The sequence below is a fragment of the Nioella nitratireducens genome (assembly GCF_001879715.1).
GTDB lineage: Bacteria > Pseudomonadota > Alphaproteobacteria > Rhodobacterales > Rhodobacteraceae > Nioella > Nioella nitratireducens.
In genome coordinates this window covers 66,637-74,386 of record NZ_MNBW01000017.1, presented here as the reverse complement: position 1 = coordinate 74,386, position 7,750 = coordinate 66,637, and the positions used below count along the sequence as shown (strand labels likewise).

The 7,750-nt window shown below is 66.9% G+C and carries 6 protein-coding genes and 1 pseudogene; 1 reads left to right on the top strand and 6 read right to left on the bottom strand.

All coding sequences use genetic code 11. The features are described 5' to 3' along the window. Positions 1–113, top strand: a pseudogene (locus tag BKY27_RS19955) (IS481 family transposase); the annotation flags it as partial. A 142-nt stretch (positions 114–255) separates the two neighbouring features. Here BKY27_RS19955 and BKY27_RS15790 read toward each other — a convergent pair. The 6 genes from BKY27_RS15790 to BKY27_RS15765 all read right to left on the bottom strand — a co-directional run bounded on the left by BKY27_RS15790 (position 256) and on the right by BKY27_RS15765 (position 7,629). Beyond that, positions 256–1,161, bottom strand: a complete 906-nt coding sequence (locus BKY27_RS15790) for a CpsD/CapB family tyrosine-protein kinase (RefSeq protein ID WP_071675453.1) — start codon at positions 1,159–1,161, stop codon at positions 256–258. 92 nt (positions 1,162–1,253) lie between these two features. Beyond that, the gene (locus tag BKY27_RS15785) at positions 1,254–3,323 is read right to left on the bottom strand and encodes an NAD-dependent epimerase/dehydratase family protein (RefSeq protein ID WP_071675452.1); all 2,070 of its coding nucleotides are present in this window, start codon (positions 3,321–3,323) and stop codon (positions 1,254–1,256) included. 19 nt (positions 3,324–3,342) lie between these two features. Further along, positions 3,343–4,320, bottom strand: coding sequence for a glycosyltransferase (locus BKY27_RS15780; protein ID WP_071675451.1), 978 nt, complete (start codon positions 4,318–4,320; stop codon positions 3,343–3,345). Beyond that, the gene (locus BKY27_RS15775; protein ID WP_071675450.1) at positions 4,317–5,549 is read right to left on the bottom strand and encodes a glycosyltransferase family 4 protein; all 1,233 of its coding nucleotides are present in this window, start codon (positions 5,547–5,549) and stop codon (positions 4,317–4,319) included. The genes BKY27_RS15780 and BKY27_RS15775 overlap by 4 nt, the downstream gene beginning before the upstream one ends. Beyond that, positions 5,546–6,493, bottom strand: a complete 948-nt coding sequence (locus BKY27_RS15770) for an NAD-dependent epimerase/dehydratase family protein (RefSeq protein WP_071675449.1) — start codon at positions 6,491–6,493, stop codon at positions 5,546–5,548. The genes BKY27_RS15775 and BKY27_RS15770 overlap by 4 nt, the downstream gene beginning before the upstream one ends. After that, positions 6,481–7,629: a Gfo/Idh/MocA family protein gene (locus tag BKY27_RS15765; protein ID WP_071675448.1), complete on the bottom strand. Its 1,149-nt coding sequence runs from the start codon at positions 7,627–7,629 to the stop codon at positions 6,481–6,483. The genes BKY27_RS15770 and BKY27_RS15765 overlap by 13 nt, the downstream gene beginning before the upstream one ends. Positions 7,630–7,750: the final 121 nt, after the last annotated feature.

The following is a 7,750-nucleotide window of genomic DNA, read 5'->3' as shown; positions in this document are numbered from 1 at the left end:
CCGTATGGACGCATCTCTACAATTGGCACCGTCCGCACTCGGCGCTAAAGTCAAAACCACCAATCAGCCGATTAGGACTGGATCGGAACAACCTGTTGACGTTCCACAGCTAGAGCATGTCGCGCAAAAGTGGGAACCGGTTTTGCGCCCCTCGGACATGCGACATCAATAGGTAAGAGCGGGGGGCGTTACTGCGAAAGACCGCGACACGCTCTAGCGTTCTTCGCGTTCAGTCTTGCGCGATATGCCCACGCTTCAGTCGTAGCCATATCCCGGCATGTCGTCCATTTCGGCCTTGTTCATGACCACCCCGAGGATCGGCAGATCGTCGCCAAAGCGGCGCTGCACCTCGCGCACGTCGCGGGCGCGGGTGTCTCCTCCCGCCACCACCAACAGCACGCAGTCCAGATAGGGCCGGAAGGCCAGCACATCGTCCAGCGCCAGCGCGGGCGGCAGGTCGAACAGCATCAGGTCGGCGCTCAGCGTCTCTTGCAGCGCGGTCAGCCGCTCGCCGGTTTCGGGGGCGTGCAACAGCTCGGCGGCATAGGCAAAGGGCTTGCCATTTACCCCAAGCGCAAGGTGCTCGCCGATATTGAGCATGTTGGGCGCAAAGGTGGACAGGTAGTCCTCGGCGCTGATCTGGCCTTGCAGGAAATCGGCTGTCGCGGGCATGTCGCGCAGCCCAAGCACCTTGGCAAGCCCCGGATGGCGCAGGTCCAGGTCGATCAGCGCGCAACGGATATCGGTCAGCCGCGACAGGCTGATGGCAAGGTTGATCGCGGTAAAGCTCTTGCCGTTTCCCGCCGTGGGCGAGGTGATGCCGACGCGGGTCCAGCCGCGGTCCTTCATCGCCTGCACCACGCGGGTGCGCAGCACGTCAAAGGCTGCATGGGCCGGATCGTGCCGACTCGCGGTGATGACAAGGTTCTTTTCCATCCGTGCCGGATCGACCGGAATGCGCGGCAGCCGGTCCCAGATCGACGGCGGCGCGTTGCGCGGATTGTCTAGATCCAATACGTCGCCGGGCGCGCTGTCGTCTTCGGCGGTTTCCTCGATCGGATGGGTCAACGCCGCGCGCAGCCGCAGTTCCAGCTCACGCCGGCGGCGTTCGCTGTCGCTGAGGGCCGGGGTCTGGCCGGGGTCGGGGCGGGTGCTGCTCATCTCTCTCGTTCGTCCTGTCGTTGGCTGCAGGCGTGTCGCGTGCCAATACAGCAGAAAACCTTGGCAGAATTATGCCTTGTCCCGCGTCGCAGCTACAGCCCGAACAGGGCCTTGGCATCCAGCGCGCGGGCCACAAACGCCTGACGGTCGGCCTCGGGTCGCCAGTCCAGCACCGATTTCGCCAGGCTGTTGTCGAACCGCGCCAGATGCGCGCGCGACCTCCAGTCGGCCAGCGACGGGCAAACAGCGTCCTTGCGCCCAAGGGCGTAGCGTTTCAGCCCGTATTTCACGCCCCCCGCCAGCCACATCGCCGTGAGGCTACCGGATGTGACCCGCAGCCGCGCGCCGAAGCGTTGGTGGATCGCGTCGAAATAGTCCCGCCCGGTCAGCATCGGCTCGCCGGTCAGGTTGAAGCTTTGCCCCACCGCAGCCTCGGTCTCCATCATCGCGATCAGGGCCTCTGACAGGTCATCGACCAGCACGAAGGGCAGGATATTGCGGCCATTGCCCCAGAGCTTCACCGCCCCCGCGCCGTGCCAGCGGCCAATCCCCCAATGCTGCAAGGGGCCGTCGCCGCCCACCACGATGCCGGGCCGGGCAATGACCAGCGGCAGTCCGCGTGTGCGGTGCATCTCCATCAACTGCCGCTCGCATTCCGCCTTGGACCGGGCATAGAGGTTGCGCGCGGCGATGTCGCCAAAGCCCGTAGCCTCGGTGATCACCGCCTTGGGATCGGACATGTCGTAGGACGCAATCGTGCCGGTATAGATCAGCCGCCGCACACCTGCTTCCAACGCCGCCTCGCCGATGCGCACCGCCGTGCCGACATCGTTTTTCAGCGCCGCCTCCCACGTGGTGTCCATGGATTTGGCCAGGTTGTAGACCGTCCCGATCCCTTGCATCGCCGCCACCAGCGCGGCTGTGTCCTCCAGCGCCACCGGTACCGTTTCTACATGATCCGCGATGTCCGGGAAGGGCCCGTGGCGGCCCCGGCTGACCACCCGCACATCGTGCCCCTTGGCCACCAGTGCCCGAGTCAGGGTGCGCCCGATATAGCCGGTGCCACCGATCACCATCACGTCCGGGCTGGGCGTGCCGGTCACGATGGCCGGGGCAGGGCGCGCGGGCAGCAGGGTAAGGCTTGCGTCGATGGCCTCCATGATCCGCAGCGCCGTTGCGCCGCTGAACCGGGTATCCTCGCCCGTGCCATGGATCGCGCGGGTCATGCCGCGAAAGCTTTGCCCATAGGGCGATTTGCGGTTGAGCGAGGCCACCTGTGCGCCCGCGTTCCGCAGCCCCTCGCGCAGATGCGCACCGGCTTGGCCGAGTTGCTTGCGCAGCGGGTTCAATACCAGATCGGCGGTGTTGTCCCGGTTTGTCACCAACGTATCCGCCGCGTAATCCAGCCGCGCCATCCCCGAAGAGCCGCGCAAAGTGACGCTGCGGTCATCCACGGTTTCCACCATCGACAGGGTGATCGTCACGTCCACGTCGCCCGCCCGCGCAAGAATGCGCCAGCTTTGCGGGCGGGTCTCTGCACCGGGCAGGGCAATCTCTTGCCCCGTCACCAGCGACACCACATCAAGCGGACCCAAAAGGTCCACCGCGAAGGAAAACGGATGCGGCCCAAGCTCCAGCAACAGGTTGCGCAGGTCGCGCATCAGCCACAGGCCATAGGGACCGGAACGCAGCGGCGCCAGCGGCAGCGCCCATGAAATCTGCGCCTCGGATACCCGGCCAAGCGTGCCATCCGCAACCTGACGCTTCAGCCGCTCATAGCTTGGCAGCCCAAGGAAATTGTGCCCGGCCCAGAACCGGCGGCCATGCGCCTGCGCGGCGTCTTCGATGGCGCGGGTGTCCGCGGCGGAAAGCGCCACGGGTTTTTCCACCAGCACGTCCAGCCCGGCCGCAAGACAGTGCAGCGCGATGGGTTTGTGCGCATCGGGCGGCGTCAGGATATGCACCGCGTCGCAGGCCCCGGCGGCAAGCATATCCTCGACCGAGGTGAACACCCGCCCCCCGTAGCGCGCCGCCAGCGCCTCTGCCGCGCTGGCGGATCGGTCGCAGATCGCGGCGATCTCGACCCCCGGTGTGGCCTTCAGCGCCTCGGCGTGCCAGTCGGCGATATAGCCTGCGCCGATCAATCCGATCCGTTTGGACATGGTGCTCACAAAGACATCCTTACTTGTACTCGATGATCCGCATCGACCGGCCGCGCAGCCGACGCGCGGCATAGGTTGCCATGCCGATCAGGTTGGGAATCTTGGACAGGGTCAGGAACCCCGCGAATTTCAGCGCGGTGCGGCGCGGCACGCCCTCTCGGATCAGGCCGCGCAGGCTGCTGCCGTATGATCCGGCATAAAGCGCCAGCACCCCTGCCAGAACCCAGCCCGACACCGCCAGCCCGGCCAGCCCCACGGCGGGCAGCATCAGGCCAAAGACATAGACCCGCTGGCGTTCCCGGCTCAGATGCGGGGGATGCATCGTGCCCACCTGCGCGAACCCGTGCCCGTTGCGGATCGAGCGTTTCCACCATTGCGAAAAGCGGTGCATGTCGGCGTCGTGCCGTGTCATCGCGCGCGGCAGCCGCAACAGCTTGAACCCGGCGGCGCGCACCCGCAGGCAGAACTCGTCATCCTCGGCGGCGATCACCGTGGGGTCAAACCCCCCCGCCGTTTCAAAGGCGCTGCTGCGCACCAGCATATCCCCCCCGCAAGAGGTGATCGGCCCCGCCGGGCGGTGCCACTCATGCTGGCACATGGCGTTGTAGATGCTGGCTTCGGGGTGCAGTTCCGTGCGCCAGCCGGTGACGACCCCCAGATTGGGATCGGCCCGCATGGCCGACAGGGCGCGCGGCAGCCAATCCTTGACCAACTCGCAATCGCCATCGACAAATTGCAGGCAAGCGGGCAGGGGGCCGTCCGGTTCGCGCAGCGCTTCGACCCCGGCATTGCGGGCGCGCGCGGCGGTAAACGGGATCGACATGTCGAGCGCGACCACCTTGGCACCGCGGGCGCGGGCCTCGGCCACGCTGTCATCGGTCGAGCCGCTGTCGACATAGACCACCCGCACGCCCAGATCCTTGACGCTGTCGAGCGCCCCGATCAGGCGCTGGCCCTCGTTGCGACCGATCAGGATGATGGCGACGGCGTCGCTCATGGCGCTGGCTCCGGTCGTTTTTCAGGGGGCATGGTGGCTCCGGCCCGGAACAGGCGGGCAAGGCGCGCGGCCTCGGTGGGTGCGTTGAACGCCGCTTCAACGGTCGCGCGCCCCGCTGTGCCCATTGCCTCGCGCCGCTCTGCATTGCCCATCAATTCAACAATCGCCCCGCACAGATGGCCAGCATCGCCGGGGCTGACCAGCAGCCCGGTCGCGCCATGGCGCACCAATTCGCCAACGCCGCCCACCTGCGTTGCGATCACCGGCATCCGGGCTGCCATCGCTTCCATCAAAACGACCGGCACCCCTTCGGCAAAGCTGGGCAACACCAGCACATCATGCGACGCCAGCAGCCCCGCCACCTCGGCCTGTGATTGATAGCCCACGAACCGCGCCGCGTCGCGCAAGCCGCGTGTTTGCACCTCGGCCTCCAACGCCGCCCGGTCCGGGCCGTCGCCCACCAGCGTCAACGATACCTCGGGCATTGTTTCGCGCGCGCTGGCCAAGGCCTCCAGCAACACGGGCACGCCCTTGACGCTGGCCAGACGCCCCACGAACAACAGCTTGGTGCCATCCCGCGCGCCCGCCGCATAGCGTGACGGCTCGACCCCGCAATGCACGATCTTCAGCTTGGCCCAATGCGCGGCGTCCGACCACAACATGCCTTGCGAGCGGCAGAAGTCGCTGATGCAGGCCACGAACCGCGCGCGCGCGATCTTTTCGTCCAGCCGCCAATGCTCGGGCGCAAAGAAGATGTCGGGCCCGTGCAGGGTAAAGCTGTAGGGAATGCCCGTCAGGCATGAGGCCAACATCGCAACGGTGCAGGAACTCTTGGCGATATGGTTGTGCAGATGCGTGACGCCCTCGGCCCGCAGGTGATCGGCCAGCACCATCGCTTCCGCGAAATAGATCAGGTTGTAGAGTCGCCCGCGAATACCCCTGGGCGCCGTGCGCCATGCCAAGGCCAACGCCGCGAAAAACCGGCCCGGATGCGCCATCGCCCGCAGCTTGGCCCGGATCAATCGCAGGGGCCGGATCGTGGCGGGCAACACGTGATAGGTGCGCGCGGCCTCTTGCCGTTGTTCATCCCCCACCAGATGCTCGGCCCCGGTGCGGCGGATCGAGCAGGGCAGCACGTCGAAGCCAAGCCCCCGCAGCGCGGCGATCTCTCGTTGAATGAACGTGTCGGTGGCGCGGGGATATTCGCCGGTCAGATACGCGATCTTCATGGCCACCCCCGATGTTGCCGGGCCAAGCCCATCAACTGCTCGAACGAAAGCTGTGGGCGCAGCGTCAGCGCCTCGCGCGCCTTGGCCGCGCTCCAGCCCGTCGGCATCATCCGTGCCCGCAGGGTCGGGCGGCGCAACAGGCCGGGGCGGTCGGGGCGCATCCCGGCCAGCCGGTCCATCAGCCGCCAACCGACCGGCAGCACAAGGCGCGGGCCAGCCCCCCCGAGCGCATTCAGAAAGCGCACCCGGTCGGGTAAGTCATCGTCCAGAACATTATAGACACCGGGCCGGCCGCGCAGCGCCGCGATCAGCGCCTCGCCGGCGCGATTGATGTCGCACAGCGGAATCTGGCCGTCGCGCGCCATGCGAATGAGCAGCGGCCCCTTGCGCACCCCAAGATGGGCATTCCACAGCCGCCCCGGCCCCCAGATCGCGCCAAGGCGCAGGATGCTCAGGCCGATCCGGGCGGCATCTGCTGCCTCGCTTATCACCGCTTCCTGCGCCAGTTTTGCCCGCGTATAGGCGTCGCGCAGGTCGGGGCGGTCCTCAACGGGGCTCTCTTCGTCCACATTCCCGCCCGGTTGCCCGGCGCGATAGACCGCCACCGATCCGGCCAGCACAACGCGCGTGAGCCCGGCCTCGGCGGCGGCCTGCATCAGCGCGGCGCTGTCTGCAACCACGTCCTTCTGGAACTGCTCCTCCGTGCCGACCATGCGGCCAGCGACATGGATCACCGCCACGCAGCCTGCCAGCAGCCCGGCCATCTCTGGCGCATCGAGCGGGCAGGCGACAGGCAAGACCTCTGGCACATCGGGCCAGCTTTGCTTGTGTCCATAGCGAGAATGCAGCACCACTTCGAACCCCGCCTGCATTGCGGCCTCGGCAGCGGCGCGGCCCACGGCGCTGCCCGCGCCAGTGATGCAGATGCGGGTCAGCGTGCCCATGGCATCGGCTCCATCACGTCGCAGGTGGTGGTCATCTTGTGCACACCCTCGGTCTGGCAGGCCAGCGTCACCTCGGTCAGGTGCAGTGCGTAAGCGCCCCCAAGCCGAGAGCGCCGCCCAGCCTTGATCGCGTCCAGCATTTCCACCGGGCCAAGCGCGAAATTCATCGCCGCCGCGCCCTTACGCGGCAGTTTGGGGTGTGTCGGCCCCGCCAGCTTGATCCGCTGGCCAATGGGATGTTCCAGCAACCGTCGCCGAATGCGCAGCCGCCGCCGATAGCGCAGCTTGGCGGCATTGTCCCATGCCTTGCCCATCTCCAGCACGCCCGCATCGCCGATGATCCGCAACCGATGGTCATGCGGCGCCGTGATCGAACAGGTCAGCCGCGCCACGGGGCCAGAGGCGAAATGAACCACGGCCACCGAGAAATCCGGCGCACAGCCGACCAGGCCGCGCTTGTCGGGCAGCGTTTCGGCGGTGGCCGTCACGACGCGGGCCACCGGGCCAAGGAACGCAATCAGCCAACTCAGGTAGTATCCCGCATGTTCCAGCGTGCAGCCGGTGCGAAACTCATCCTCATAGGGCCAGGGCGCACCGGAATCGCTGGCCCATGCCTCCAGCGGGGCCTGCGGGATGAACCCGTCATCGAGCTCTGCGTAGATCAACCGGGGCGTGCCCGCCACGCCATCGCGCAGGGCCTTGCCCACGGTCTGCGCCGCCTCGCCCAGAACCGAGGAAGGCGCAGTCCCAAGCTCCAGCCCCGCATCATGGGCCATCACCACCAGATCCTGCGCGTCATCGAAACTCAGCACCATCGGCTTTTCGCTGAACACATGCAGCCCCGCTTGCAGGCAGGCCCGCGTCACTTCGGCATGCGACACCGGGTTGGTCAGGTTCAGCACCAGATCGGGGCGCGCGTCGGTCAGCGCGTCAAGGCTGTCGAACCGGGGCAGACGCCAATGGGCGCAAAATGCTTCGGCCCGCGCCGGGTCGCGGTCGTGCAGTCCGATCACGCCGACATCGGGATGCAGGGCAAAGCTGCGCATGTAAAGATCGGCGACGAATCCCCCCCCGACAAGCGCCACGCGCCCTGCGCCATCGGCGCCGCCGCCATTGATCTGGTCGGGTCCGGTCATTGTGCCTGCTCTGTGCCTGTCTTTCGGTCCTGTTTCACCGTAAAAGCATGGCAACAGTTTGTCCCGCGCCGTGCCCTTTTGTGCAATGCAGCATTCGGGCAAAGTGCGCGCGAGCGGCAGG

Excerpts from the sequence above, each read along its gene's own strand:
- BKY27_RS15775 (WP_071675450.1), bottom strand. The coding sequence starts at position 5,549 with ATGAAGATCGCGTATCTGACCGGCGAATATCCCCGCGCCACCGACACG.
- BKY27_RS15785 (WP_071675452.1), bottom strand. The coding sequence starts at position 3,323 with ATGTCCAAACGGATCGGATTGATCGGCGCAGGCTATATCGCCGACTGG.
- BKY27_RS15780 (WP_071675451.1), bottom strand. The coding sequence starts at position 4,320 with ATGAGCGACGCCGTCGCCATCATCCTGATCGGTCGCAACGAGGGCCAG.
- BKY27_RS15765 (WP_071675448.1), bottom strand. The coding sequence starts at position 7,629 with ATGACCGGACCCGACCAGATCAATGGCGGCGGCGCCGATGGCGCAGGG.
- BKY27_RS15790 (WP_071675453.1), bottom strand. The coding sequence starts at position 1,161 with ATGAGCAGCACCCGCCCCGACCCCGGCCAGACCCCGGCCCTCAGCGAC.
- BKY27_RS15770 (WP_071675449.1), bottom strand. The coding sequence starts at position 6,493 with ATGGGCACGCTGACCCGCATCTGCATCACTGGCGCGGGCAGCGCCGTG.